The organism is Stenotrophomonas sp. NPDC078853 (genome assembly GCF_044901215.1).
In the GTDB taxonomy this organism is placed as follows: Bacteria; Pseudomonadota; Gammaproteobacteria; order Xanthomonadales; family Xanthomonadaceae; genus Stenotrophomonas; species Stenotrophomonas lacuserhaii.
The window spans coordinates 101315-125445 of the sequence record NZ_JBJDOQ010000007.1; the positions used below are offsets into that span (position 1 = coordinate 101315).

The 24131-nt window shown below is 66.2% G+C and carries 19 protein-coding genes and 1 pseudogene; 11 read left to right on the forward strand and 9 right to left on the reverse strand.

Annotated features, from left to right (window positions below; all coding sequences use genetic code 11):
• Positions 1-237 precede the first annotated feature (237 nt).
• The 5 genes and pseudogenes from ACI2JH_RS09600 to aceE all read right to left on the reverse strand — a co-directional run bounded on the left by ACI2JH_RS09600 (position 238) and on the right by aceE (position 6543).
• Positions 238-1605: an HNH endonuclease gene (locus ACI2JH_RS09600; RefSeq protein WP_404736070.1), complete on the reverse strand. Its 1368-nt coding sequence runs from the start codon at positions 1603-1605 to the stop codon at positions 238-240.
• 472 nt (positions 1606-2077) lie between these two features.
• Positions 2078-2524: pseudogene (locus tag ACI2JH_RS09605) on the reverse strand (transketolase-like TK C-terminal-containing protein); the annotation flags it as partial.
• Positions 2525-2576: 52 nt separating this feature from the next.
• Positions 2577-3521, reverse strand: a complete 945-nt coding sequence (locus ACI2JH_RS09610) for a hypothetical protein (protein ID WP_404736071.1) — start codon at positions 3519-3521, stop codon at positions 2577-2579.
• Between the two features lie 36 nt (positions 3522-3557).
• Positions 3558-3761 (reverse strand): hypothetical protein, encoded by a 204-nt coding sequence (locus tag ACI2JH_RS09615; protein ID WP_101115958.1) that lies wholly within the window; start codon positions 3759-3761, stop codon positions 3558-3560.
• A gap of 94 nt (positions 3762-3855) precedes the next feature.
• Positions 3856-6543: a pyruvate dehydrogenase (acetyl-transferring), homodimeric type gene (aceE, locus tag ACI2JH_RS09620; RefSeq protein WP_192084245.1), complete on the reverse strand. Its 2688-nt coding sequence runs from the start codon at positions 6541-6543 to the stop codon at positions 3856-3858.
• Between the two features lie 249 nt (positions 6544-6792).
• Between aceE and ACI2JH_RS09625 the strand changes: the two genes are divergently transcribed.
• The 5 genes from ACI2JH_RS09625 (at position 6793) to ACI2JH_RS09645 (ending at position 11730) form a co-directional block, all read left to right on the forward strand.
• Positions 6793-9162, forward strand: a complete 2370-nt coding sequence (locus ACI2JH_RS09625; RefSeq protein WP_349999343.1) for a SpoIIE family protein phosphatase — start codon at positions 6793-6795, stop codon at positions 9160-9162.
• A gap of 6 nt (positions 9163-9168) precedes the next feature.
• Positions 9169-9549 (forward strand): STAS domain-containing protein, encoded by a 381-nt coding sequence (locus ACI2JH_RS09630; protein ID WP_101099763.1) that lies wholly within the window; start codon positions 9169-9171, stop codon positions 9547-9549.
• 229 nt (positions 9550-9778) lie between these two features.
• The gene (locus tag ACI2JH_RS09635; RefSeq protein WP_404736072.1) at positions 9779-10306 is read left to right on the forward strand and encodes a PadR family transcriptional regulator; all 528 of its coding nucleotides are present in this window, start codon (positions 9779-9781) and stop codon (positions 10304-10306) included.
• Positions 10307-10360: 54 nt separating this feature from the next.
• Positions 10361-11161: a siderophore-interacting protein gene (locus ACI2JH_RS09640; protein ID WP_404736073.1), complete on the forward strand. Its 801-nt coding sequence runs from the start codon at positions 10361-10363 to the stop codon at positions 11159-11161.
• A gap of 161 nt (positions 11162-11322) precedes the next feature.
• Complete coding sequence (locus ACI2JH_RS09645; RefSeq protein ID WP_232767570.1) at positions 11323-11730, forward strand: hypothetical protein; 408 nt, start codon at positions 11323-11325, stop codon at positions 11728-11730.
• A 108-nt stretch (positions 11731-11838) separates the two neighbouring features.
• Here ACI2JH_RS09645 and ACI2JH_RS09650 read toward each other — a convergent pair whose 3' ends face one another.
• Both ACI2JH_RS09650 and ACI2JH_RS09655 read right to left on the reverse strand, forming a co-directional pair.
• Positions 11839-12549, reverse strand: coding sequence for a YceI family protein (locus tag ACI2JH_RS09650; protein ID WP_101098689.1), 711 nt, complete (start codon positions 12547-12549; stop codon positions 11839-11841).
• A 92-nt stretch (positions 12550-12641) separates the two neighbouring features.
• Entirely contained in the window at positions 12642-13232 is a 591-nt protein-coding gene (locus tag ACI2JH_RS09655) for a malonic semialdehyde reductase (protein WP_101098688.1), read from the reverse strand.
• A gap of 128 nt (positions 13233-13360) precedes the next feature.
• Between ACI2JH_RS09655 and ACI2JH_RS09660 the strand changes: the two genes are divergently transcribed.
• The 4 genes from ACI2JH_RS09660 (at position 13361) to ACI2JH_RS09675 (ending at position 16646) form a co-directional block, all read left to right on the forward strand.
• A complete protein-coding gene (locus ACI2JH_RS09660; RefSeq protein ID WP_404736101.1) occupies positions 13361-14320 on the forward strand; it encodes a mitochondrial fission ELM1 family protein in 960 nt (319 codons plus the stop codon).
• Positions 14321-14634: 314 nt separating this feature from the next.
• Positions 14635-15474 carry a DUF2145 domain-containing protein gene (locus ACI2JH_RS09665; RefSeq protein WP_404736074.1) on the forward strand — a complete coding sequence of 280 codons (840 nt, stop codon included), beginning with the start codon at positions 14635-14637 and terminating at the stop codon, positions 15472-15474.
• Between the two features lie 23 nt (positions 15475-15497).
• Positions 15498-16001 carry a hypothetical protein gene (locus ACI2JH_RS09670; RefSeq protein WP_101098686.1) on the forward strand — a complete coding sequence of 168 codons (504 nt, stop codon included), beginning with the start codon at positions 15498-15500 and terminating at the stop codon, positions 15999-16001.
• Positions 16002-16085: 84 nt separating this feature from the next.
• The gene (locus tag ACI2JH_RS09675) at positions 16086-16646 is read left to right on the forward strand and encodes a queuosine precursor transporter (RefSeq protein ID WP_182657266.1); all 561 of its coding nucleotides are present in this window, start codon (positions 16086-16088) and stop codon (positions 16644-16646) included.
• A gap of 370 nt (positions 16647-17016) precedes the next feature.
• Here ACI2JH_RS09675 and glnE read toward each other — a convergent pair whose 3' ends face one another.
• Entirely contained in the window at positions 17017-19815 is a 2799-nt protein-coding gene (gene glnE / locus ACI2JH_RS09680; protein WP_404736075.1) for a bifunctional [glutamate--ammonia ligase]-adenylyl-L-tyrosine phosphorylase/[glutamate--ammonia-ligase] adenylyltransferase, read from the reverse strand.
• A 544-nt stretch (positions 19816-20359) separates the two neighbouring features.
• Here glnE and ACI2JH_RS09685 point away from each other — a divergent pair.
• Both ACI2JH_RS09685 and ACI2JH_RS09690 read left to right on the forward strand, forming a co-directional pair.
• On the forward strand, positions 20360-21874 hold the full coding sequence (locus tag ACI2JH_RS09685) for an acetyl-CoA hydrolase/transferase family protein (protein WP_404736076.1): 1515 nt from the start codon (positions 20360-20362) through the stop codon (positions 21872-21874).
• Between the two features lie 74 nt (positions 21875-21948).
• The gene (locus ACI2JH_RS09690; RefSeq protein WP_404736077.1) at positions 21949-22722 is read left to right on the forward strand and encodes a hypothetical protein; all 774 of its coding nucleotides are present in this window, start codon (positions 21949-21951) and stop codon (positions 22720-22722) included.
• Here ACI2JH_RS09690 and ACI2JH_RS09695 read toward each other — a convergent pair.
• Complete coding sequence (locus tag ACI2JH_RS09695) at positions 22699-24063, reverse strand: VOC family protein (RefSeq protein WP_404736078.1); 1365 nt, start codon at positions 24061-24063, stop codon at positions 22699-22701. The two genes, ACI2JH_RS09690 and ACI2JH_RS09695, sit on opposite strands and share 24 nt — an antisense overlap.
• Positions 24064-24131: the final 68 nt, after the last annotated feature.

The following is a 24131-nucleotide window of genomic DNA, read 5'->3' on the forward strand; positions in this document are numbered from 1 at the left end:
CAAATTTAGTTTAGCTTACGGAGACGACTTTAGCCTATACTGTCGCGTTGAACACGCCGAGCATGGCAGCCAAGATTCAGAGACCTGCTTGGAACAAAGTTAATGCTGCGCCCACTGTCGCGGCGCGACGCTAGGGATCAATCGGCCTGATCTTTCTCAACGCCCTCCCCAGCGTCCAATTTTCTGATTGATCAGGACCAGAACGCGAAAGCGCTGCGCAGCGCTATCTCAGGCGAGCTAGGGGTTGCCGAGGCCACCAATGCGCGCTAATGCGTAAGCAGCATGCCTCGCTAGTCCAGCCGCCCCCGGCCGCTGTTCGGCACTTTCAGGAAGGCGTAGTTCCTTCCCTTCAAAAGCGCAGTAATCTCCGCCCTGGAGGGGCAAAGCGAACCTCACGTGGAAGTCCGCGTCTATCCACAGGTAGCCAAGGTCGAATAATGTATGAAGGTCCGAACGGAGAAGTAGGCCATTGTCAGCACGGTTGGTATGCTCGCCTTTGTAGGGCGAAATGTGAGCAGCCTCGAGGACTGACTCGGTGGCACAATCTGAAATTGCGCACCTTCCTTTATACGCAGTAAGCAGTTCCTTCCGAAAGGCACCCTGCCCCTTTCGCATGGCCACAGCCTTCATGATCCAGAGACGCGCATCATCCTCATCGGTGAGCGGCGATGGATGCCGCTCGATCTCCGAGGCTCCCTGTGCCTCGGCCGCACCAAGTACGTCCTTGCTCAAAGCCACTGCGTACCAGCTCTTATCCTCGCCCTGCCTCAGATCGTAATGGCCGTGTAGAGCTGGATCGAAGCTCTGGTATCGAATAGGACTTCCTTCCAATCTGACTAAGCGGTCCCGTGGATGCCTGGGTACGGCATCGCTCCGCCAGTCTCGCCGAACTCGGTCATAGTGGACTCGGCTGGGAGAATTGACTGTCAGATGCGCGAGGTTCTCCCTCAAATCAGTTTGCATGTCTTCTGGATAACGCGAAGACAGCCAGCCCCCTATTTCGGCAATGGTGGGCGTGCCGAGCTCATCAACTGCATCGGCCACGTGCCAATACTTTGCACTCCTCCGATTGACAGAGGTGCCGCTGCTCTTAGCAGCACTCAGTCGCCCTCGTCTTGCCACAAAAGCCTGCGGCTCATGCGAAGGTCTCCATTCGTAGAGTTCCGCAAGCTGACCCGTGGGCGACTCTTGGAAGTCCAATTGCTCAAACAGACACGTTACGGGCTTCTCCCCCTCCATCAGGGGAACGCCAAGCCGTCCGCAGTACACAAAGGGCTGTCGGTCACGGACGCGGGCGAATAGATGCGGAACAAGCTCTCCGGCGCCCATCTTTTGGATCACCGGACTCTGTTGACGCTGACTGCGCTGGCTTTCCCAGTAGAAGATGTCACCGTCGAATTCATCGAGGTAGTCATCTTCACTACTCTTCTGCAGGGTGACGAACAACAGGACAGCGTTCTGCAGTTCGAGCACCCCCGTCCCCCACTGGCTGGTCCGGATGCTCTCCGGTACCGGTAACCCGCCCAACTTTGCTATCTCTTGGCGCGTGTACTCGGCTCCAACCTCAAAGCCACTGAGTTCGATTTCTGCGTCGAGCTTTGCCATTGCCATTGCCATCCCTAGCTTCCGATTGAGGAAGTCTATTGCAGCAATGGTCGATTGCGCTAATGCGAGACGCTTTTGTCCTGCGAGTGCTGCGCGTGGGATGCAACCGGGCGTACCATAGAGTTAGCTGAAGCTGTGCCATGCCCTTCCGTCAGTGGACCCTCAGCAAGCATTGCCGGTGCCTGCATTAGCTTCTTGTGGTTCGCGCCGTTCAGCTTTACCGAAATCGCGTGAAAGCCGTTCCCCGGGCCGATCATGTCCAGGAACCGTTAACGACTTAGCTACAACGTTACGGGGTAGCAAAAGGCAAAGACAGGCACTATCACAAGAGCTCCGAAACACTCGACTTTAGCGTCGTCGATTAAAACTTAAGCAGCTACTAACGCCTCTTCTTTCGGCGCGGGGTTGAGTCTGAGCGCCTAACGTCAGACTGGCCCGAGGCATAAAGCCTAACGTACGGGTCTAAGAGACGCTCCAGAGCCAAATCACCTGCATCGACATGCGCGATGTAGCGCTGGTCAGCTACGAAGAACCGACGCAGGTTCTCACGCGTATCCGAACGACCGAAGCCATCCGTACGCAGCACCGTGTAGTGCGCCGAGATGAACGCACGGATCTGGTCCGCATACGCACGCACATAGTCTGTCGCCGCAAACAAGGGGTACTGGCGTCCTTTCAGCAGCGCGGTCACGTAAGCCTTGCGCTGTTGGCCTTACGGGGCTTGCAGTTGTAACGCTCCGCATCGAAACCATCGCGACGCAGTTCGTGAAGCTTGGGCAGCTCCAGATATCGCCGGTCACGCCGAAGTCCTTGTCCAGCACCTCGGCCGCGGCAATCGCTTCGCGCAGAGCCCGTCCGAACCCAGCAGCTGCACGTGCGGCTCGTTCTTCTCCGGCTTGCCGGCGTCGGCCTGCAGGTGCGCTACTCAATCTGGGGGGCGTAGACAGAAGGAGAAGTAACAGCCAAGCCACTCACTGAACCCGAAGCGCCCCGTTCTCTGCCGCGGCAAACCAAGCACTGTAAGCGCCAGCATCATGGAACGAGGCCGACTCAACCTCTTTCAGCGGGATCACCTTCACCCAGTCCTGGACGTCGAAGTCGCGTCCGTTGAGCATGCCCCCGATCTGGGCTTCGAGCTCATTGATCTCGTCCTTCAGGCCGCTCTCGTACTTGCGGACAGCCGCCATATGCGCCTCAATCATCGGACCTGCCTTGCGTAACGCGAACTGCGCAAACGTTCCGCGAAACAGCCCCAGTTTTTCCTTCAAGGAGTACACACGCTGCGTGGCCACCCAAAGATCGATGATCGGGTACTCGGTGCGCTCGTCCCCCATCTTGAGGGTGTCTTTGTCCCGATAGGCGGAGAAGGATGGCAGGATCTCCAGGCACGCCTCAGCCGAGTCGATATCCGGCGACACTTCAAAGATCCGGCCGCAGTAGATCTTGCGCGACTTCAGCGTCAGCATGACCAGCTTCTGCTGGTCTGCCGCTCTGCGAAGCAGCTGCGCCATTGGCGTTCCGTGCCGCTCGGTCAACGTGTCGTACACGCACTGGGCGGATGACTTTGCCTTGCCCCCTGAACTGAGCAGGTGGCTGGCATGCTTGCCGCGAACCATGCGGACCGAAGCAAGGTTCAGCACGTAGGCCAGCAGCGCGGCTACGGCAAGCGTCAGGAAAAGCTTGTTGGCATGCGGGACTGGCACTGCAGAAGCGAAGGCGTGTGCGAGCAGCATCGGCCAGCTGTCGGCTGGCAGGAGATGTTTCAGGACTGCCGCGGCCGGAAATACCAGTGCTGCCAACGCTATCCCGGAACCGGCCGACATGAAGAACAATCGCTGCCCTTCAGCGCGCCGGGTAAAGAACCGGAACGGGTGGAAGATGAAGTTGAAGAGATAGCCACTGGTGAGCAACGACATCAGTACGATCGCCGAGCCACCGGGTCCCATCGCGGCTTACTTCCTTACGGCAGAGAATCGGCGGAGGTTTTCCAGAGACCGTGTCGCCTCTCCCGCATCGATATACACCTTCGTCGGGTCAACCTTCAGGGATCCATCCGGGCGCTGGGTGGCCTGTCGCCCCCGCAGCTCATGCGCAACCAGTTGCTCGAACTCTTCCAGAACGGCGTAAAACGCAGCGTCATGGTTCGGGTCGGACATGGTGAGTGTTCCTGTCATAAGGGCGAGTCTAGCCTTCCCAGGTCTCACCAACGGAGACGCGGAGCTCACTCCGCGCCTCCATCGGATCAATCAATCAAACCCCAACAGGGTTCGACTTCTCCACATCAATCTTGTACTGCTTGATCGCCCGGGCCACATCCTTGCCCGTCATCTTCCCTTCCTTGGCCAGCGCCGCAATCGCAGCATGCGCGATGTAGTACCGGTCAACCTCGAAGAACCGGCGCAGGTTCGCACGCGTGTCCGAACGGCCGAAGCCATCCGTACCCAGCACGGTGTAGTGCCCCGGGATGAACGCACGGATCTGGTCCGCATACGCCCGCACATAGTCGGTCGCGGCAATCACCGGGCCCTGACGGCCTTCCAGCAGCTCGGTCACGTACGCCTTGCGCTGCTCGCCTTCCGGGTGCATGCGGTTGTAACGCTCCACGTCGAAACCATCGCGACGCAGTTCGTTGAAGCTCGGGCAGCTCCAGATGTCGGCGGTCACGCCGAAGTCCTTGTCCAGCAGCTCGGCCGCGGCAATCGCTTCACGCAGGATCGTGCCCGAACCCAGCAGCTGCACGCGCAGCTCGTTCTTCTTCGGCTTGCCGGCGTCGGTCAGCAGGTACATGCCCTTGACGATGCCTTCGGCCGCACCTTCCGGCATTTCCGGGTGGGTGTAGTTTTCGTTCATCAGGGTGATGTAGTAGTACTCATCCACCTGGTCTTCCATCATCGCCTTGGTGCCGTGCTGCAGGATCACCGTCACTTCGAAGCCGAAGGTCGGGTCATAGCTGCGCACGTTCGGGATGCCACCAGCAGCCAGGTGGCTGTGGCCATCTTCGTGCTGCAGGCCTTCACCGTTCAGCGTGGTGCGGCCGGCGGTGCCACCCAGCAGGAAGCCGCGGGTACGCATGTCGGCGGCCTGCCAGGCGATGTCGCCCACGCGCTGGAAGCCGAACATCGAGTAATAGATGTAGAACGGCAGCATCGGCACGTTGGAAACCGAATAGCTGGTACCGGCGGCCATCCACGATGCAATCGCACCCGGCTCGCTGATGCCCTGCTGCAGCACCTGGCCGCTCTGGTCTTCGCGGTAGAACATCAGCTGGTCCGCATCCACCGGCTTGTACTTCTGGCCGAACGGGGCGTAGATGCCGATCTGCCGGAACAGGCCTTCCATGCCGAAGGTACGCGCCTCGTCGGCCACGATCGGCACGATGTGCGGGCCCAGTTCCTTGTCACGCAGGGTGATGTTCAGGCTCTGCACGAAGGCCATCGTGGTGGAGTACGAACGTTCGCCGCTGCTCTTCAGCAGGCGCTCGTAGGTTTCCAGCTTCGGTGCGTTGAAGCTCTTGCTGGCCTTGCGGCGACGCTGCGGCAGGTAGCCGCCCAGCGCGGCACGACGTTCCTGCAGGTACTTCACTTCCGGCGAATCCGGGCCGGGGTGGTAGAACGGCACCTGGCCATCCTTCAGCTGCTCGTCGGTCACCGGAATGTTGAAACGGTCGCGGAAGTGGCGCACCGCTTCGTCGTCCAGCTTCTTGGTCTGGTGGGTCGGGTTCAGTGCCTCGCCGGCGCTGCCCATGCCGTAGCCCTTGACCGTCTTGGCCAGGATCACCGTCGGCATGCCCTTGGTGTTCACGGCCTGGTGGTAGGCGGCGAACACCTTGTGCGGGTCGTGGCCACCACGGTTCAGGCGCCAGATGTCGTCGTCGGAAAGGCCCGAAACCATCGCTGCGGTTTCCGGGTACTTGCCGAAGAAATGCTCGCGGGTATACGCGCCGCCGAAGGCCTTGCAGTTCTGGTATTCGCCGTCGACGGTTTCCATCATCAGCTTCTTCAGGACGCCATCGGTGTCCTTGGCCAGCAGGGCATCCCAGTAACCGCCCCACAGCAGCTTGATCACGTTCCAGCCGCCGCCACGGAACACGCCTTCCAGTTCCTGGATGATCTTGCCGTTGCCGCGCACCGGGCCATCAAGGCGCTGCAGGTTGCAGTTCACCACGAAGATCAGGTTGTCCAGGCCTTCGCGGCCGGCCAGCGCGATGGCGCCCAGGGTTTCCGGCTCGTCGCTCTCGCCATCGCCGATGAAGCACCACACCTTGCGGTCGGACTTTTCGATCAGGCCACGGTTTTCCAGGTAACGCAGGAACTGCGCCTGGTAGATCGCGGCGAGCGGGCCCAGGCCCATGGAAACGGTCGGGGTCTGCCAGTAATCCGGCATCAGCCACGGGTGCGGGTAGCTGGAAAGGCCACCGCCGTCGACTTCCATGCGGAACTTGTCCAGCTGCGCTTCGTCGATGCGGCCTTCCAGGTAGGAACGCGCATAGATGCCCGGGGCGCTGTGGCCCTGGATGAACAGCAGGTCGCCGGGGTGGTTGTCACTCGGCGCGCGCCAGAAGTGATTGAAGCCGACGTCATACAGCGTGGCGCCCGATGCGAAGCTGGCGATGTGGCCGCCCAGGTCGCCCGGCTTGCGGTTGGCGCGCACCACGGTGGCCATCGCATTCCAGCGGATGATCGAACGGATGCGCCATTCCAGGTCGGCGTCGCCCGGGCTCTTGGCCTCCAGGTTCGGCGCGATGGTGTTCACGTATTCGGTGGTGGGAGAGAACGGCAGGTACGCACCCGAACGACGGGTCAGCTCCACCATGCCTTCCAACAGTTGATGCGCGCGCTCGGGGCCCTCGACATCAATCACGGCCTTCAACGACTCGATCCACTCCTGGCTTTCCACCGGGTTCGGGTCGTTGTTCAGCAGCTCGTTCAACCAGTTCATTAGCGCTCCCATTACCGCACGCACGCGCGCGACTGTTATTGATTTCTAGACCGCAAAGTGTAGCGCACCAGTGGCTTCCATCACTTGGCTACGCCTGCGTATGGTCGTAAATGGCCTGTGTCCCTGCGGACTGTCCGAAGTTGTCCCGGCCAATGTTTCCAAGGTGTTACGCGCGCGGCGGAACCTGTTCCTTGCCCGGCCGGCCCCGGCCATGCCATTGATCCGGGACGGAAAACCAAGGATCACGCCGTGGTTGGTCGCCCTACGCCGCTTGCCCCCACCCGACCCGCTGGCCGCAGCCTGCGCACGCGGCTGATGCTGTGGTCAAGCCTTGTGCAGGCCGCATTGTTGCTGCTGCTGGTGACACTGTTCTATCTGGGTGCGCGAACGCTCGTGCACCAGCAGGCCACCGAACAGCTGCGCTCGCTGGCCGACCAGACCGCCCGCAGCCTGGGCAATTCGCTGCGTTCGGCGGAGATTACCGGCGATATGCTGCTGTCCCCGCTGGGCCGCCAGGCCTTCGATGCCATCCAGCTGGATGGCCTGCTGCGCGCGGCGGTGGTGGCCGACCCCAACGTGGACGGGGCCACGGTGATCATCGAACCGGACCGCGTGGCCGGCCTGCCCGATGGCTACGCGTGCAATGACATGCTGCACGATGGCAGCGTGCACCAGTCCTGCAGCGGCCAGCTGGGCTTTGATACGCACCAGCGCAGTTGGTACCGCGACGCGCTGCGCGCCAGTGGCCCGTGGTGGTCGGCGCCGTACACCAACCCGCAGGCCGAGGGGCGCCTGTTCATCACTTACAGCAATCCGCTGCGGCTGGCTGGCGAGCTGCTGCCGGCCGGGCTGGTCAGCGTGGACGTGCCACTGGCACGGCTGCAGCAGGATCTGGGCGAACTGCCGCGCAGCGTCGGCCTGCGCGCCACCCTGCTCGGCCCGGACCACCGCGTGGTGCTCAGTTCGGTGCCGGAAATCGAGCCGGGCATGTCCTTGCAGCAGTACCTGCAGCTGCGTCCGGACCTGGCACCGCTGTTCGACCTGCGCCGCCCCCTGCTCCAGCCGGAGCGCGGCCTGGAACACCGCGGCAGCGACGGCACGCGCTTCCTCAGCCGGGTCGCCCCGTTGCAGCAGCCCGGCTGGCAGGTGGTGCTGTCGGCGGACCGTGCGCTGTTGCTGGCCGACCTGCGCCGCGTGGCGCATTGGGCAATCGGGCTGGGCTTGCTGGGCGTGGTGGTGTGGCTGCTGCTGGTGCGCCGCCATGCGCTGCGGCTGCTGCAGCCGATGGAAGCGCTCACCGCCGCCGCGCGCCGTTTCAGTGCCGGCCAGTTCCACGAACCGCTGCCGGTACCACGCCACGATGATGAGGTTGGCGAGATGGCCCGTTCATTCGAAAGCGCGCGCCGTTCCATCCTGCAGCAGATGGACACCATCGCGCGGATGGCCAGCGCGCGCGAACGCACCGAAAGCGAAATGCGCATCGCCCATGGCATCCAGCAGGGCATGCTGGCGCCACCGCCGCGCCTGCAGGCCGATGGCTTCCAGCTGCGCAGTGCGGCGCTGCTGGTGCCCGCGCGTGAGGTCGGCGGGGATTTCCAGCATATCGCCCAGCTGGACCGCACCACGCTGTGCTTCGTCATCGGCGATGTGTCCGGCAACGGCGTGCCGGCGGCGTTGTTCATGACCCGCGTACTGACCGTGCTGGAAGCTTCAATGCTGCGCCATCGCCATCCGCCGACCATCCTGGCCGAAGCCGGCCGCCATATCGCTGAGCGCAACCAGGCCTGCATGTTCGCCACGGTGTTGTGCGGGGTGGTGGATGTAGCCAGTGGCCGCTTCGAACTGGCCAGTGCCGGGCATGAATCGCCGCTGCTGCGCCAGGCCGATGGCCGCGTGCGGGTGCAGGCGATGCACAGCGGCCCGGCGCTGGGCATCAGCGCTGATGCCTCCTACCCGTGCGCGCGCGGCCTGCTGGCACCGGGCGATTACCTGCTGGCCTACACCGATGGCATCAGCGAGGCGCAGTGTCCGCGCGAGCGCTGGTTCGGGCTGGAGCGACTGCGCGAGGTACTGGCGGCCGAACCCGACGACCGCCGCGTCTGCGCCCGCGTGGTGGATGCCCTGCACGCGTTCTGCGAAGGCGCCGGCAACCCGGACGACCTGGCGCTGGTCAGCGTGGGGCGGCAGGCGCTGGCGGCACCGCTGCGGCTGCGCGCGGCGGCTACCCCCGATGGGCTGGCCTACCTGCTGCAGCGGCTGGTGGCGGGATTGCACGGGATGCACCTGGACAGCACGCGCATCAGCGTGGCGCGGCTGATCGTGGAAGAGCTGGGCACCAATGCCATGGCGTATCAGCGCGTTGTGTCGGATGTGACTCTCGACGTCCTCGCGACCCTGGATGAGGATGGCCTCGCACTGGACGTGCGCGATGACGGGCAGGCATTCGACCCCACCGTTGCGCCCGTGCCAGACCTGGACGAGGCGATGGAACGCCGCGCCATCGGGGGCTGGGGCCTGCACCTGGTGCGCTCGCTGAGCGACCACATCGAGTACTGCCGTCGCGATGGCAGCAATCACGTCCATCTTCTGCTGCTGCCACCGGCAGCGCGTACGGAGTAGTTGCCCATGTCCCGCCTGACCCTGCGAATCGATCCCGGTGACAGCCCGTACCAGCGCGTGTTCGTGGCCGGCTGGCTCGATGGCAGCACCCATGCCGAACTGGACGCTGCACTGGCGCCGCTGCTGCACGATGGCACCCACATCCTGGAACTCAACCTGGCCGGGCTGGAGTACATATCCAGCGCCGGGCTGCGATCCATCTTCCGTGCCCGCAAGGCCCTGCACCCGCACGCCGGCCGCGTACTGGTGATGCAGCCCCGCCCGGGCGTGCGCAAGGTCTTCGAGCTGGTCAAAGCCGTCCCGGTGGAAGAAGTCTTCGCCTCCCAGGAAGAACTGGACAACTACCTGTCCGTCATCCAGCACAAAGTAGCCAACGGCGAACTTTAAGCCAGCACACCCGATAGTGACGACCGCATGTCGTCAGCTGCCCCGGTGGGTGACGACCCCCCACTCCGGTGGGTGACGACCCCCCACTCCGGTGGGTGACGACCCCACACTTCGGTGGGTGGCGACCCCACACCCCGGTGGGTGACGACCGTTGGTCGTCACAGCCCCACCCCTTGCACCCAACCCCCTATCGATATATCGTTTCGCAACCCGATACCGATATATCGAAATGACCCCGCCGCGCCCCACCGCCGCCACCACCCGCCTGCTCAGCCGCGGTGACCTGCGCCTGCTGGTGCTGGCGCTGCTAGGCGACCAGCCGCGCCACGGCTACGAGCTCATCCAGCACGTCAGTGAGCTGTTCGTGCGCGCCTACACGCCCAGCGCCGGCACCATGTATCCCTTGTTGGCCAGCTTCGAACAGGCCGGCTGGGTGCTCGCCGAAGACGACGCCGGGCGCCGCCGCTTCCGAATCACCGAAAGCGGCCGCGCCGAACTGCTGGCCCGCCGCGATGAAGTGAAAGCCGCCCAGCACCGCGCCTGGCACCGTGCCCGCGAGATCGCCAAGGCCGACATGCCGCCGGACCTGCGCGATGCCCTGCGCCAGTTCAAGAGTGCGCTGGTGCGCCACCACGGACGCTGGCAGGAAGGCGAAACCACCCAGGTATCCGCCCTGCTGCTGCAGGCGGCCGCGCTGTTGAACGGCCAGCCGCCTGCGCCGGCCGAATCCCCCGAACCTGCGACCCCGCCCGCCTGAGCCAGCCCGGTCGCCCCGCGCCTGTCGCGCCCCCTCCCTCTTCAGGAATCCCCTATGTCTTCCCATGAAAACAAGCGCCTGCGCCTGGATGTCCGCTTCCGCGAACTGACCGTGCTGCGCACCGAAGAAGTCACCCCGAACATGCGCCGCGTGGTGCTGGGTAGCGCCGACCTGGCTGGCTTCGATTCACCCGGCCCGGATGACCACATCAAGCTGTTCTTCCCCAACCGCAGCGGCGAGATGGTGCTGCCGACCATGACCCCCGAGGGCCCGCGCTACCCGGAGGGCAAGGAACCTTCGCCCGCCCGCGATTACACCCCGCGCGGCTGGGACCACGAGGCCGGCGAGCTGGCCATCGACTTCGTGCTGCACGGCGACCACGGCGTGGCCGGGCCGTGGGCCGCACGCGCGCAGCCGGGCGACACGCTGGCGGTCGGCGGTCCGCGTGGTTCCTTCCAGGTGGCCGATGATTACGATGGCTATGTGCTGATCGGCGATGAAACCGCGCTGCCGGCGATTGCCCGCTGGCTGGAGATCCTGCCGGAGGAGGCGGAAGTGCAGGTGCTGATCGAAGTGGCCGACGAGGCCGAGCGCCAGGACCTGCCGCAGGGTGACAACGTGCGCATCCAGTGGCTGGAACGCAATGGCTTCCCGGCCGCAAGCAGTTCGCTGCTGGAAGATGCGCTGGTGGACTTCGAGGCGCCGGAGGGCGATGTGTTTTATTGGATCGCCACCGAATCACGCCGAGCGCGGATGATGCGCAAGTTCTTCGAAGGTCACCATGCGGTGCCGCGCGACTGGATCCGGTCCACCGGGTACTGGAAAGCGCACGCGGACGAGACTGACGGCGACTGAAACTGCAAAGCAAAGGCGTGACGACCAACGGTCGTCACCCACCAGGGGCAGCAATCGTCGCCCACCAGGGGCGGCACTAGTCGCACGCCAGGAGCGGCAATAGTCGGTCCGGTAATGACGGCCAGCGGCCGTCACTACCGAATTGACGCGATAATGGCCGCATGACCGACCTCTTTGCTGCCACCGTCGCCGCGGCGCTTTCGCGCCTGCAGACCGACCCCTCCGCCTTTGACACCGTGCTCGCCCCCCATGGCGAGGCCGGCGCACTGCGCCCCACGCTGCTCGAGCTGCTGGCAACCCGCCAGCTGGCGCTGAAGGCCGATGCCGATGTCGGCCTGGTCGCCGACATGCTGCGCCGCGACCAGAAATTCGCCCCGCCGGGCCGTCCTTCCATCCACCTGGTGCAGCTGCGCAAGCAGCAGGCCAGTGCCAAACAGGCGGCGTTGATCGCGCGCCAGGCGTACGGCCGCGCCGCGCAGGATTTCGTGCGGGCGCTGTCGTTGAAGATCACCCCGCGGCTGACCCCGATCGCCGTGGCCGACCGCTGGATGCAGACGCAGTTGGGGTGATTCGCCGCCGCTGCGCTCGCCGAGCATGGCTCGGCGCTACCCCGGTACCAAAGCCGCAAAAAAAAACCCGCCGTCGCCGGCGGGTTTTTTCATTCAACACACCTTGGATCAGGCAGCCGGCTTTTCGCCGGTGGCTTCGGTGGTGATGCGGATCTTCACTTCATCGCTGACGTTCGGGGCGTACGCGCCGACGCCGAAATCGCTGCGCTTGATGGTGGTGGTGGCATCGAAGCCCGCCGCCGGCACCTTGGCCATCGGGTGCTCGCCGCCGCCATTGATGGTGACGTCCAGGGTGACCGGCTTGGTCTGGTCCTTGATGGTCAGGTCGCCAGTCACGGTCAGCTTGTTGGTGCCGGCCGATTCCACCTTGGTGCTCTTGAACGAAGCAGCCGGGAACTTGGCGGCATCGAAGAAGTCGGCGCTCTTCAGGTGCTCGTCGAACTTGGCGGTGAAGCTGTTCAGGCCGGTCAGCGGCAGCTTCACTTCCACGGTGGACTTGGTCACGTCGGCCGCGTCATACACCAGGGTGCCTTCGGCGCTGCCGAAGTGCGCGGTCGGGTTGGAGAAGCCGAAGTGGCTCCACTGCGCCAGCACGTCGGTGTGGCTCGGGTCCAGCTTGTAGGTGCCCGAAGCGATCTGGATCGCCTCGGCAGCCGGAGCGGCAGCGGCGGCGTCAGCAGCCGGGGTGGCGGCCGGTTCGGTCGCGGCCGGGGTCGCGGCGGCATCGGCGGCCGGGGTGGCTTCGTCGGCCGGCTTGGAGCAGGCGGCGATCGCCAGGGTCAGGGCCAGCGGCAGCAGCAGCTTGGTGGTCTTGGTCATGTTCAGGACTCTCTCTCGATTGTTTCGCTAAGGGAATGGACTGCAAACATCGACCCGTCCACGGGACCGGCCGATTCAAACATAAACACGGTTCAGACGATGCGAGCGGCTTCGTCGAAGGACAGGCGCGGCGAACGCGGGAACAGGCCGGCGGTGTCGCCGTAGCCCAGGTTGACCAGGAAGTTGCTGCGCAGCGAGGTGCCGGCGAAGAACGCCTCATCCACCTTGGCCGGATCGAAACCGGTCATCGGGCCGGCGTCCAGGCCCAGCGCGCGCGCGGCCAGGATCAGGTACGCGCCCTGCAGGCTGCCGTTGAGGAAGGCCGGCTTCTGGCGGTTTTCCTGCGGGCCGTCGAACCACGCCTTGGCATCGGTGTGCGGGAACAGGTAGGGCAGCTTTTCGTGGAAGTCCAGGTCGTGGGCGATGATCACCGTGACCGGGGCGGCCATCGTCTTGGCCAGGTTGCCTTCGGACAGCGCCGGGGCCAGCTTGGCCTTGCCTTCCTTCGAGGTGACGAACACGAAGCGGGCCGGGCTGGAATTGGCCGAGGTCGGGCCGAACTTCACCAGGTCGTACAGCGCGCGCAGCGTGGATTCGTCCACCGGCTTGTCGTGGAAGTCATTCGCGGTGCGGGCAGTGCGGAACAACTGGTCAAGCGCGGCAGCGTCGAGTTCGTGCGACATGCATCCTCCAGGTAAAGAGCGTCAGCCCGGTGCTGCCTGCCAACAGGCCTGCAGCCGGGTCCATGCGGGGCAGTGTAGAGTGTCGCGTCTGTTGCAACACCCAGCAGGGCTGAAACGAATTAATGCCAATCGTGAAACGATCGAGTGCGCCCTCGACGATTACCGATGGCCGCGCCGGCAACGTCCGGCAGGCCGTGGCGCTGGCCGGCGCGCTGCGTCGGGGCACCCACCAACCCCTGATGCTGGTGCCGCAGGCGCCCTGGCGCTGGCTGTCGCCCCGGCGCCTGCCCGGTGACATCCGGCACGGGTACGGCGAGGCATTCGCGGCGCTGGCCGAGACTCCCCCGACACTGGCGATAGGCTGTGGCCGACAGGCCGCCGGCGCATTACGGGTGCTGCGTGCGCGGGGAAGCCGGGTGGTGCAGATCCTGGATCCGCGCATCAGCGCGCGCCACTGGGATCTGGTGATCGTGCCCGAACACGACCGCCTGCGTGGCGGTAACGTGCTGACGCTGCTCGGCAGCCTGAACCCGGTGGATGATGACTGGCTGTCGCTGGGGCGGGCCGCCTTTGCCGATTTCCGCAGCCTGCCCGGCCCGCGCACCGCGCTGCTGGTGGGCGGGCCGACCGCCCATGCGGCATGGGACGAACAGGACATGCGCGGGGTGTTCGCGCAGCTCGCCGCGCAGATCCGCGCAGAGGGTGGCAGCCTGCTGGCGACCACTTCGCGGCGCACGCCGCCGGCACTGGCCGATGCGCTGCGTGACACCTTCGCCGACATCCCCAACGTGATCTGGGGCGATGGCGGCGACGGGGTGAATCCGTATGCCGGGCTGCTGGGCTGGGCCGACCGGGTGGTGGTATCACCGGATTCGGTGAACCTGCTGTCCGAAGCCAGCGCCACGCGCGCGCCGGTGATGGTGGCGCTGGCGGCCAGCGCGCAGGGCCGCATGCGTCACTTCCAGCAGGCGCTGCACGAACGCGGCCGGCTGCAGCCGCGCTGGCTGGACTGGGGCCACGGGCCCATCGAACCGCTGCGTGAGACCACGCGCGTAGCCGCCGAAGTGAAGCAGCGCCTGGGCCTGTGATGTTGGTAGCGCCGAGCCACGCTCGGCGAGCGCAGCGCAGCGCAGCGCAGCGCAGCGCGAACAGCGTGACGACCAACGGTCGTCACCCACCACAGCCGCCACTGTCGGGGACCCGGTGGGCGGCGACCGTTGGTCGTCACCCACCACAGCCGTCACTGCCGGGGACCCGGTGGGCGGCGACCGTTGGTCGTCACCCACCACAGCCGTCACTGCCGGGGACCCGGTGGGTGACGACCGTTGGTCGTCACGCTGTTCGCGCTGCACCCACCGAGCACGGCTCGGCGCTACCGGCTTCAGTCTATGATGCCCTCGACATGGACCGTCCTTTCTTATCCCTCGCCCTGCTCCTGCTGCTCGCTCCGGCCACCGCCCGGGCCGACAGCGGCACCTGCCGCGAACGCTATCCCACCCCCGCCGCCGAAGCGGCGATGTTCGACGTGGCCTGGACCACCGCCGAGCGCCTGGACACCCTGCCCGACGTGGAGGTGGTGATCGCCGCGCGCGGCGGACAGGACCTGAGCCGTTACGGCCTGCGCCACAGCCACCTGGCCTTCCTGCTGCGCGAGGACGACGGACGCTGGCGCGCCGTGCACCTGCTCAACCGCTGCAAGACCGACCGCTCGCTTCTGTATTACGAAGGCCTGGCCAACTTCATCGGTGAAACCGGCGGTCATACCGACCTGCGCATCGGCCTGCTCGAGCCCGCCCTGGCGGCCCGCCTGAAGGCGATGCTGCAGTCACCGGCCACCGCCGCGCACGCCTTGCACGAACCACGCTACAACGTGATCGCCTACCCGTACCGCACCGATTTCCAGAACTCCAACGGTTGGGTGCTGGAAGTGCTGGCCGCCGCGATGGCCAGCGCCGATGGCGCCGCGCCGCTGCAGGATCGCGCCGGGGTACAGGAGTGGCTGCGCGCCAACGGCTACCTGCCCAGCGTGCTGCATATCAGTCTGGGCAAACGCGTAGGCGCGCGCGTGGCGGTGGCCAATGCCACTACCACCGACCATCCGCTGGCCGAGCGCGTGTCCGGCAACTATTCGGTGGTGACCGTGGAATCGGTGTTCGACTTCCTGCGCGCACGCCAGCAGCTGCCGCAGGAACTTTCCATTCCGCATGTTCCCGTGGCCGGTGCCACGGCCGCTACGCCCTGACCCCATTTCCGCAGGAGACACGCATGTCCCGTTCCTTTGCCACGCCGGCCCTTGCCCTGATCCTCGCCTCATCGCTGCTGGCCCCGCCTGCACGCGCCGGCGACCTCAACAGCAGCGAAACCACGATGCTGATCTCCATCGTGTTCACCGTATCGGTGCCATTCGCCGCTTCGGTGGGCCTGGCCGAACTGTCCGCCGCCCCGTTCAAGGCCAGCGCGAAGCGCAACGCCGCCAAGCGGGTGCCGGCCAAGCCGCTGCCGGAAATGGAAGTCAAAGCGGTGACCACCAACACCGAAGGCGGCCGTACCGTGCAGCTGCAGGTGCCGGGCAAGGACGACCAGACCGCCACGCTGGAATGGCCGGCACGCGCGGATGATCCCGGTGCGGGCTTCGTGGTCGGGCAGACGGTGGCCTTCGTTCCGACCCCGGCCGGCGCCGGCTGGAACGTCCACGATGCCGCCGGCCGCCAGCTGGCCTACGTACCCACTGCCTACGCCGCGGCAGACAGCGCCAGCACCACCTGGTAATGGCTGCCGGCTGAACGCTACCGGTTGGCCGCGTGCCCTGCCGGGGCGGATAATGCGCGTCTTCCTTTGAATCCGTGGCTCGCCATGCCTGTGCGTCCTGCCCCTGTGTTTGCCCCGATGACCCTGCGCGCGCTGCTGCTGGCGGTGCTGGCGATGGGCGCGGTGGTGCTGGGTTCGAACGTGCTGGTGCAGTACCCGATCAACGACTGGCTGACCTGGGGTGCCTTCAGCTATCCGGTCGCGTTCTTGGTGAGCAACCTGATCAACCGCCGCTTCGGCCCGGGCCCGGCCCGCCGGGTGGCGTGGGCCGGCTTCGCGCTGGCGGTGGTGCTGTCGTTCTGGGTGGCCACGCCGCGCATCGCGGTGGCGTCCTGTTCGGCGTTCATCGTGGCGCAATTGCTGGACATCACTGTGTTCGATCGGCTGCGTCGGGGCAGCTGGTGGCGCGCGCCGATGGTGGCCACCACCTGCAGTGCCACGGTGGATACCGCGATCTTCTGGAGCATCGCGTTTGCCGGTTCGACGCTGCCGTGGATGAGCTGGGCACTGGGCGACCTGGCGGTGAAGCTGGCGATCGGCGTGTGCCTGCTGGCGCCGTTCCGCGCGTTGTTGTGGAAGATGGCGCCGGTGCACGGCGCGAGGTAACCCGGTAGCGCCGAGCCGTGCTCGGCGAGCGCAGCGGCAACGCAACAGCGTGACGACCAACGGTCGTCACCCACCAGAGCCGGGCAACGGCGTGACGACCAACGGTGGTCACTACCGGAGCAACAGCGGTAGCGCCGAGCCGTGCTCGGCGAGCGCAGCGGCAACGCAACAGCGTGACGACCAACGGTCGTCACCCTCCAGAGCCGGGCAACGGCGTGACGACCAACGGTCGTCACTACCGGAGCAACAGCGGTAGCGCCGAGCCGTGCTCGGCGAGCGCAGCGGCAACGCAACAGCGTGACGACCAACGGTCGTCACCCACTAGAGCCTGGCCTCCCCCCCTACGGCAACGGCCGTCATTACCCCGGCATCAGGCGTCGAACGGGAGGCCTGCTTCCACGCACGCGGCGCTGATGCTCGCGCGTGCCTGTTCCAGCGCATCACTCGGCGCGGCCATGCGCGGGCGGCGGTCCAGCGTGCAGGCCAGTCCCAACTCCAGCAGGGTGGCGTGCGCGGCCTGCAGTGCAGTGGCGCGTTCGCACGGCAGCCAGCCGCTGGCAGCCAGTGCGTCGATCAGCCCCCGCGTATCACGGGGTGCAAGCAGCGCCGGATGCGCGGACGCTGCCCCCAACACGCCGGCCTGCAGCAGGAACTCCAGGTCCACCACCCCGCCTGCGCCCTGCTTGAGGTCCATCCGCGCGGCATCGCTGCGGTCCAGTTCGGCGCGCATGCGCTGGCGCATCTTGATGATGTCTGCGTACAGCACCTCGCGGTCACGCGCGCGGCCCACCGTCTGCGCGCGTACGTCTTCAAAGGCTTCCAGCAGGCCGGCATCACCGGCCACGCCGCGCGCGCGCACCAGCGCCTGGTGTTCCCAGGTCCATGCGCGTTCGCGCTGGTATTCGCGATAGCTCGCCAGCGATGACACCAGCGCGCCCTTTCCACCATCCGGGCGCAGCCGCACGTCGATGTCATACAGCCGTCCGCCGGCGGTCACCGCGCCCAGCAGGGCCATTACTTTCTGCGCAAGGCGTGCATACCAGCGCCCGGGCTCCAGCGGACGGGCGCCATCGCTGGCCTCCACGTCGGCGGGATTGTCGTGCAGGAACACCAGATCCAGGTCCGACCCGAACCCCAGTTCCAGCCCGCCCAGGCTGCCGTAACCGATGATCGCAAAGCGCCCGCCGGGGATGTCACCGTGCGCGCGGCGCATGTCCGCCTGTGCCAGCTGCAGCACGACATCCACCACCACCTGCGCCAGTTCGGCCAGCTGGCGGGTGCTGTCCACCGCGCCCTGGCGGCCATCCAGGCTGGCCATCGCCATGCGGAAGCTCAGTGCCAAGCGGATCTCGTTGAGCCAGCGCAGCGCCGATTCGGGGTCTTCCACCGCCAGCACCTGCGCGCACTCGGCCTGCATTTCTTCGCGGCTGGGCAACGGCCCGGACACGCGCACGTCCAGCAGTTCGTCCAGCAGCAGCGGGTAGGCTTCCAGCCGTTCGGCCAGCAGCGCGCTGCGTGCCAGCACGTCCACCAGCCGCGCCATCGAACTGGGTTGTTCGTCCAGCAGCGCCAGGTAGCTGGTGCGGCGCAGGATCGCCTGCAGCAGGCCCAGCACGCGCTTGAGCGCGGCATCGGGCTGCGGTGACCGGGTAGCGGCATGCAGCAGCGCCGGCAGCACCCGGTCCAGTCGCGTGCGCGCCCCATCGGACAGCGACTTCACCCCGGATGACTGCGCGAAATCACGCAGCATCTGGTCGGCGCCGTGGGCATCGGCGAAGCCGGCTTCCACCAGCAGTTGCGCGTCGCCGTGTTCGGGCAGGCCGCGCCAGTAGCTGGCCACCGCATCCGGCGCGGCCTTGCCCTTGCGCGGGGCCAGCAGCGCACCGAATTCGGTACTGACGCGCTGCTGCTGCACGGCCAACGCATCGCGCAGGCTGTCGAAGTCCGGGTAACCCAGCCCGATCGCAATCCGCAGCCGGTCCAGCGGATCGGCCGGCAGGGTGTGGGTCTGCGCGTCGCGCAGCATCTGCAGCCGGTTTTCCAGCCGGCGCAGGAACAGGTAAGCCTCGTGCAGCGCCGCCCCGTCTTCGGCGGCGATCTGCCCCGCGTCCACCAACGCGGCCAGGGCATGCAGCAGCCGCCGCTCGCGCAGCACGGGTTCACGGCCGGCACGGATCAACTGCAGCGACTGGCACAGGAACTCTATTTCGCGGATGCCACCGGCACCGCGCTTTATGTCTTCGTGCATGTCACGCCGCGCCACTTCGGCGGTGATCGCCGCCTTCATGTCGCGCAGTCCATCCAGCGCGGTGAAGTCCAGGTAGCGCCGGTATACGAAGGGACGCAGCGACGCCAGCCACTCTTCGCCCGCGTCGATGTCACCGGCCACGGTGCGTGCCTTCAGCCAGGCATAGCGTTCCCAGTCGCGGCCTTCGCGCTGGAAATACTGGTCCATCGCTGCGAACGACATCGCCACCCGGCCGGCCCGGCCGAACGGGCGCAGGCGCAGGTCCACGCGATGGCTGAAGCCATCGGCGGTGGTGTCATCGAGCAGTTTGGCCAGCCGCTGGCCGAGCCGGGCGAAGTATTCATCGGCATCCAGCGGGCGCGCGCCATCGGATTCACCGCGCTGCGCGAAGGCGTACACCAGGTCCACGTCGGAACTGAAATTCAGTTCGCCGCCGCCTAGTTTGCCCAGCCCGAACACCACCAGCCGTTGCGCTTTGCCGGCGTCATCGCGGACCACGCCGTGGCGGCTGGCGAACTCGATTTCCAGCGCGCCCAGCGCCAGCTGCAGGCACTGTTCGGCCAGTCCGGTGGACCCGGCCAGGGTCTGCTGCACGCTGTCCATCCCGGCCAGGTCACGCCACACCAGACGGGTGGACATCGCCGCGCGGTAGCGTCGCAGCAGGCCCGGCCAGTCGGCCGGCTGCTGCGGTTCCAGCACCGGCGGAGCCAGCGGCGGGCAGCCGTCTTGGGCCAGATGCGACAGCAAGGCAGGTTGCCGGCACAGGGTGTCGATGGCGAAATCGCTGGCGACGGCCAGTTGGCACAGGAAGGGTTGCAGGCCGGGGTCCGGCGCGGTGCCCAGTGCGACGGCCACGCGCGCAAGGGCACGGTCAGCCAATGGGACAAGGTCGTCGGGGAGCGGCGCGAAGGGATGGGTCATGGGAGGATTGTAGGGCGCTGCGGCCTGTTGACGGCCAGCGGCCGTCACTACCGAAGGCGGCAGCGGTAGCGCCGAGCCGTGCTCGGCGAGCGCAGCGGCAAGCAACAGCGTGACGACCAACGGTCGTCACCCACCCAAGGCGACAGCGTGACGACCAACCGTCGTCACCCACGAGCGGTCGTCACTACCGAAGGCGGGAGCGGTAGCGCCGAGCCGTGCTCGGCGAGCGCAGCGGCAAGCAACAGCGTGACGACCAACGGTCGTCACCCACCAGCGGCCGTCACTACCGGCGCGTATTCAGCTGTACGCTGCAGACGTAAAAAAGCCCGCTTGCAGCGAACTGCCAGCGGGCTCTGCTCCCTCCCCCACGTCGGGATGCAGGTCCATCGTGCCGACTGCAAAACCACATTGCACGCTGCACTGCAAAACAATACCGGAGGGTACAGAAGCCTTCACGCCGGAAGCGCCATCCCACCAAGGTCGCAGGTCCCGTACGGGTAGGTTTGGCCGATAATCAGGGTTTCCCCCACGAAACATCGTCGTCATGCCTGCAGATCGCATCGCCAACGCGCGTCTCCGTGACCGCGTGGTCTCCGCCGAGGCCGCAGCCGCGCTCATCCAGCCGGGTGAAACCGTCGCCATGAGCGGCTTCACCGGCTCCGGTTACCCCAAGGCGGTGCCGGTGGAACTGGCCCGCCGCATCGAGGCGGTGCACGCGCAGGGGCTGCCGTTCCAGATCAGCCTGATGACCGGCGCCTCCACCGCCCCGGAACTGGACGGGGCGCTGGCCAAGGCCGATGGCATCGCCATGCGCATGCCGTTCCAGAGCGATCCGGATGCGCGCAACCGCATCAACGAAGGCAAGCTGGATTACATCGACATCCACCTCAGTCACGTCGCCCAGCATGTGTGGTTCGGCTTTTACGGTGATATCGATACGGCGGTGGTGGAAGTGTCGGCGATCCGCGAGGACGGCTCGCTGGTGCCGTCCACCTCGGTCGGCAACAACAAGACCTGGCTGGACCTGGCCAAGAAGGTGATCATCGAGGTCAACGAGTGGCAGCCGGCCGGCGTGGACGGCATGCATGACATCTACTACGGCACCGCGCTGCCGCCACACCGCAAGCCGATCCCACTGGTGCAGGCCAACGACCGCATCGGTGAGACCACGCTGCGCTGCGACCCGGACAAGATCGTGGCGGTGGTGCGCACCAACGGGCCGGACCGCAACAGTCCGTTCAGTCCGATCGACGCCACCAGCGAACAGATCGCCGCGCACCTGATCGAATTCCTCAAGCACGAAGTGGCCAAGGGGCGCCTGCCGGCGAACCTGCTGCCGCTGCAGAGCGGCGTGGGCAACATCCCCAACGCGGTGCTGGCCGGGCTGGCCAAGAGCGGCTTCCGCGACCTGGCCGCGTTCACCGAAGTGATCCAGGATGGCATGCTCGACCTGCTGCGTGATGGCGTGCTGAGCTACGCCTCGTGCACCGGTTTCGCGCTGAGCCCGCAGGCCAACGAGACCTTCAAGAAGAACATCGACTTCTACCGCGAGCGCATCATCATGCGCACGCAGGAAATCTCCAACCATCCGGAACTTGTGCGACGCCTCGGCTGCATCGGCATGAACGGCATGATCGAGGTGGACCTGTACGGCAACGTCAATTCGACCCACGTGATGGGCACGCGGATCATGAACGGCATCGGCGGTTCTGGTGACTTCGCGCGCAACGGTTTCCTGTCGGCCTTCCTCAGCCCGTCCACCGCGAAGAACGGCAGCATTTCGGCCATCGTGCCGATGGTCAGCCATGTCGACCACACCGAGCACGATGTATCGGTGATCGTCACCGAACAGGGCCTGGCCGACCTGCGTGGGCTGACTCCGCGCAAGCGCGCGCAGGTGGTGATCGACAACTGCGCGCACCCGGATTTCCGCGCGCAGCTGCAGGATTACTTTGATCGCGCCAGCCGCGAAAGCTACGGCAAGCACACCCCGCACCTGCTGCCGGAGGCGCTGAGCTGGCACCAGCGCTGGCTGGATACCGGCACGATGAAGGCCTGAGTCTGCGGCGGGATGGTCAACCGCGCGAGCGCAATCTGGAAGCAACCAGGCCGGTCCGGGGGCGTAATGCCCCTATGCCTATCTCGCTCTCCACTTCGCCGCTCCCCGCGCTGCCGATTGCCCCGCCGGCGACGGTAACCGATGCCCCCCGACGCTCTGCGTTTGCCCAGGTGGAGCCGCGCAATGCGCCCGCCTCCACGGCGCGCACCGGCCCGGCGGGGAGCAGCAGCCTCCTCGATTCACTCCGCCTGCGCTGCATGCAGCGAGGTGCGCCTGCCACCATCGATAGATGTCTGCAGATCACATCGCAGCAGCCGTGCGCCACGCATCGCGCCCTGCTGCTGCAGCGACTGACGCTGGCGCTGGCCGATGACCGTCGCATCGACTCGCCTGCGGGCCCGGTCAATCCGCGCGCAGATGCCGGCGACACCTACAGGCTGGCGGCTTTCCCGGAGCCGCCCAGCTATGCAGGCTATCAGACCGCATTGACCAGGCTGCACGAAGCGGTACGCGCCTGCAAGGTGGTGCTGCCGGGAACCTATGGCTTCCTGCAGCGGTCCATCGCCTGCGAATCTGCGCTACGCACAGCCGTGAATGCAGACCAGGTACGTCGGGCAATGAGCGGTTGGCTGAACTGGCAGTGGGGCGCGTTGGCTGCCTATACCTCAGACCCGAACCTGCGTGCACTTGTCGGCCACACTCCACTGCGGCCGACCCATCTGGCCTATGCACTGGATGATGGCAGCGCGCTGTGCACCGAGGTCCGGCTGGCGCTGCTTGCTGCACCCGCCCCGCCCGCCGCAGCGGGCGACCCAGCGCCAGGCTCAACTCCGCAGCGCGACCAGTGAGTCCTGCTGCAGCTGTTCGTACAACGCGAACTCGTCGTGCACCCGCGCCCCCAGTGCGGCTTCAAATGCTTCGCGGTTGGCATGCGCTGCATACGCGCGCTGCTCGCCGCCGCCCAGGTTGGACTGGAAGATGCCCGCCGCGCTGACCGGCAGGAAGTCTTCGTAGATGATCGGATCGGCGGTGGCCAGGCCTTCGGCGATCAGCACTTCGGCCGGCAGTTCGGCCACGCGCGGCTGCGCTGCACGGCCGGCGTCGGTCAGCTGGTAACGGTAGTAGCCAAGCCCTTCGCTGCGCAGCGTGGCATCGTCGTCCGGGAAGCCGGCGAAGGCCGCTTGCAAGCGTTGGCCATAGTCGCCGCCGGTGCTGCCGGCCCCTTCGGTTTCGCGTGCCTGCGCCAGCAACTGGTCGTACAACGCGCGGCCTTTCGGGGTCAGCGCCAGGCCGCGCTGCTCGATCTCGCCGAAGCGCGCGGTGTGGGTACCGGTATCGCCGCCACCGTCCTTGGGGAAATGCACGGCCTCTTCCAGCGCCTTGAAGCTGGTCTGCCGCAGCAGGATCGGGCAGGCGCGGCGTGGCGGGCCTTCGATGACCGCCTTGGCGGCCATGCCGCGTTCGATCATCGCCGCCTGCGCCGCATCGATGTCCAGCGTGCGCGGGGTGAGATGGTTGATGTGCGGACCACGGAAGCTGACCACGTCGGCGATCAGCCGGTGCGCATTGCCCAGCGCGTGGTAAGTGTCCAGCGCCACCGTGGCATCGCTGTGCCAGCGGAAGGTTTCCAGCGCCTGCGCGACGAAGTGCTCGGCAGCGGTTGCCTGCAGCCCCCCTTCCCGCTCGGCCTGGTCGATCAGCGCCAGCGCGTCATCGGTGAAAATGCGGCGCTTGGACAGGATGTCTGCCGCCTGGGCACGCAGTGCCTCATCTTCGATCAGTTCCAGCCGCAGCAGCGAGGTGAACACGCGGAACGGATTGGCGGCCAGCGCCGCTGCGTCGATCGGGCGGAACGCGGTGGAATGCACCGGCACACCGGCCACGCTGAGGTCGTAGTAGGCGACCGGATACATGCCCATCACCGCGAACAGGCGGCGCAGGGTCGACAGTTCTTCAGCGGTGCCGACACGGATGGCGCCGTGGCGCTCTTCATCCAGCCGGCCGCGGCCGTCGTTGCGCTGCAGTTGCTCGGCAAGCGCGGTGTCTTCGGCCAGCACCTGCGCGTTGATCTGCGCGACCAGGTCGACCAGATCGCCGTACAGCGGCACTTCGCTGCGGTACATGCGGGACATCGCCTGGGCGAACAGGCGGCGGATGGCATCGGGCGAAACGAATTCAGCAGCGCTCATGGGATACCCAGCAAGGAACACGGAACATGCGTTGGCTGGCATTGTCGCCGGGCCCTGCCCGCTTTGGT

Excerpts from the sequence above, each read along its gene's own strand:
- ACI2JH_RS09600 (WP_404736070.1), bottom strand. The coding sequence starts at position 1,605 with ATGGCAAAGCTCGACGCAGAAATCGAACTCAGTGGCTTTGAGGTTGGA.
- ACI2JH_RS09610 (WP_404736071.1), bottom strand. The coding sequence starts at position 3,521 with ATGTCGTTGCTCACCAGTGGCTATCTCTTCAACTTCATCTTCCACCCG.
- ACI2JH_RS09615 (WP_101115958.1), bottom strand. The coding sequence starts at position 3,761 with ATGTCCGACCCGAACCATGACGCTGCGTTTTACGCCGTTCTGGAAGAG.
- aceE (WP_192084245.1), bottom strand. The coding sequence starts at position 6,543 with ATGAACTGGTTGAACGAGCTGCTGAACAACGACCCGAACCCGGTGGAA.
- ACI2JH_RS09630 (WP_101099763.1), top strand. The coding sequence starts at position 9,169 with ATGTCCCGCCTGACCCTGCGAATCGATCCCGGTGACAGCCCGTACCAG.
- ACI2JH_RS09635 (WP_404736072.1), top strand. The coding sequence starts at position 9,779 with ATGACCCCGCCGCGCCCCACCGCCGCCACCACCCGCCTGCTCAGCCGC.
- ACI2JH_RS09640 (WP_404736073.1), top strand. The coding sequence starts at position 10,361 with ATGTCTTCCCATGAAAACAAGCGCCTGCGCCTGGATGTCCGCTTCCGC.
- ACI2JH_RS09645 (WP_232767570.1), top strand. The coding sequence starts at position 11,323 with ATGACCGACCTCTTTGCTGCCACCGTCGCCGCGGCGCTTTCGCGCCTG.
- ACI2JH_RS09650 (WP_101098689.1), bottom strand. The coding sequence starts at position 12,549 with ATGACCAAGACCACCAAGCTGCTGCTGCCGCTGGCCCTGACCCTGGCG.
- ACI2JH_RS09655 (WP_101098688.1), bottom strand. The coding sequence starts at position 13,232 with ATGTCGCACGAACTCGACGCTGCCGCGCTTGACCAGTTGTTCCGCACT.
- ACI2JH_RS09665 (WP_404736074.1), top strand. The coding sequence starts at position 14,635 with ATGGACCGTCCTTTCTTATCCCTCGCCCTGCTCCTGCTGCTCGCTCCG.
- ACI2JH_RS09670 (WP_101098686.1), top strand. The coding sequence starts at position 15,498 with ATGTCCCGTTCCTTTGCCACGCCGGCCCTTGCCCTGATCCTCGCCTCA.
- ACI2JH_RS09675 (WP_182657266.1), top strand. The coding sequence starts at position 16,086 with ATGCCTGTGCGTCCTGCCCCTGTGTTTGCCCCGATGACCCTGCGCGCG.
- glnE (WP_404736075.1), bottom strand. The coding sequence starts at position 19,815 with ATGACCCATCCCTTCGCGCCGCTCCCCGACGACCTTGTCCCATTGGCT.
- ACI2JH_RS09685 (WP_404736076.1), top strand. The coding sequence starts at position 20,360 with ATGCCTGCAGATCGCATCGCCAACGCGCGTCTCCGTGACCGCGTGGTC.
- ACI2JH_RS09690 (WP_404736077.1), top strand. The coding sequence starts at position 21,949 with ATGCCTATCTCGCTCTCCACTTCGCCGCTCCCCGCGCTGCCGATTGCC.
- ACI2JH_RS09695 (WP_404736078.1), bottom strand. The coding sequence starts at position 24,063 with ATGAGCGCTGCTGAATTCGTTTCGCCCGATGCCATCCGCCGCCTGTTC.